This window comes from Halorubrum tibetense (genome assembly GCF_042661865.1).
Classification (GTDB): Archaea; Halobacteriota; Halobacteria; order Halobacteriales; family Haloferacaceae; genus Halorubrum; species Halorubrum tibetense.
The window spans coordinates 1-1,546 of the sequence record NZ_JBHSWW010000415.1; the positions used below are offsets into that span (position 1 = coordinate 1).

The window sequence follows — 1,546 nt, forward strand, 5'->3', positions numbered from 1 at the left end:
GCCGGCGTCGTCCGCGATCCGGCGGACGAGCGGTTCGGCGTTCCGCCGCTTGGCCGCCTCCCCGGTCACGATCACCGCTCCCGTGTCCACGTCTCCGGGATCGATCCCGGCCGACGCGAAGGCGTCGACGACGATCCCCGCCACGCCGTCGATGTCCACGGTCGCGGCGTCGACGAGGGGGGTCTCGTGGACCCGTCCCCGGTAGACGACTTCGCGGTCGCGGATCTCGGGTGCGGCCGCGCCGTCGTGCGTCGGCGACGACACCCGAAGTCGGCTCACCACGACCTGCGTGGTCGTCGTCCCGACGTCGATCCCGACGCTCGTTATCGGTTCGGGGTCCGGGTTCATACCCGTGGATCGGTGGGAGCCGATAAGTCGCTATCGCCCCGGTGTGACGGCGTCTCTCGCGGGGGAGTGATAAGAAAGGCCTTTGAGTAGTCCGAGTAAGGTATGGGGTATGACCGAGGACGAGTCCGTCGAGACGTTCTACTCCGAGGAGCGGTGGCAGAACTGGCTCGACAGGGTAGCCGAGGAAGAGCTCGACCCCGAAAACGAGGACGCAGCGCGGCTCCTGTTGAACTTACAGGACGATGCGGCCATCGCGGTCGCGAAGGTTCTCGCCGCGCTAGAGGAGGACCGGATCGACGAGGAGCGCGCGGTCGAGGAGATCCGGTCAGTGAGCGATATCGTCCTCGCCGAGGTCGCGCTGGACGACGAGGACAAGGAGATGCTCATCGACGGCGTCCAGACCTCGCTCGTTCCCGTCTTCTACGCCGCCGAGGAGTACGTCGTCGGCGGCGTCGTCGACGGCGACGTTACGGAGTTCGTCCGGGCCGCGGCCGACGCCGAGGCCGAGGAGGACCTCGACGCCGCGCTCGGCTACGTCGTGCAGGCTGGCACCCGCGTCATCGACGGCGAACGGCTCGATATCGAGCTCGTCGAGGAGATGGAGTACGGACTCGTCTCCGAGTGGGTCAACGGGCTCGACTCCCTGCAGTCGGCCATCGAGGACCCCGAGGTCGTTGAAGAGGACTGAGCGACGACCGGTTCCCGGAGCGAACGACTCCCGTTACGCGGCGACGGAGAACAACACCAGGTTGTGGACGGCCGGCCCGAGCCCAACTGCAGCGACGAACCCCAACAGCAACAGCCCTTCACCCGGCTCCTCACGGACGTACGGCCCGAAGACGTGAACGAGGAGGCCCGCCACCGCTAGTTTGAGCAGGAGGAACGCCCACCCCTCCCCGACCACCGGGAGAGAGGGGAGCCCGCCGAGTTCGAGGATCGCTCTGGAGAGCGGCGTTCGCTCGCCGAACCCGAGCTGTGTCACGCCGACGGCCGTCGAGACCCCGTCGAGCGCGTGCCCGAACACGGCGAGCACGCCGACTCCCCCGGTCACCCCGGCTTCGGGACTGATCCGTCCGAGCACCCACCACACGGCACCCGTGACCGGAACCGACAGGACGAGTGCCACGGCCGACCACCGGACGCCGGCCGTCGAGACGCCGCCGCCACCCGCCGCGACGAGCGTCGGAACGAGGAGGGC

3 protein-coding genes are annotated in these 1,546 nt (G+C 68.7%); 1 reads left to right on the forward strand and 2 read right to left on the reverse strand.

Annotated elements, in window-relative coordinates:
* Positions 1 to 348: ethanolamine ammonia-lyase reactivating factor EutA (locus ACFQEU_RS15700; RefSeq protein ID WP_379783685.1), on the reverse strand; the 348-nt coding region annotated here is incomplete at its 3' end.
* 109 nt (positions 349 to 457) lie between these two features.
* Here ACFQEU_RS15700 and ACFQEU_RS15705 point away from each other — a divergent pair.
* The gene (locus ACFQEU_RS15705; RefSeq protein ID WP_379783687.1) at positions 458 to 1,036 is read left to right on the forward strand and encodes a DUF2150 family protein; all 579 of its coding nucleotides are present in this window, start codon (positions 458 to 460) and stop codon (positions 1,034 to 1,036) included.
* Positions 1,037 to 1,069: 33 nt separating this feature from the next.
* Here ACFQEU_RS15705 and ACFQEU_RS15710 read toward each other — a convergent pair.
* Positions 1,070 to 1,546: DUF63 family protein (locus tag ACFQEU_RS15710; protein WP_379783689.1), on the reverse strand; the 477-nt coding region annotated here is incomplete at its 5' end.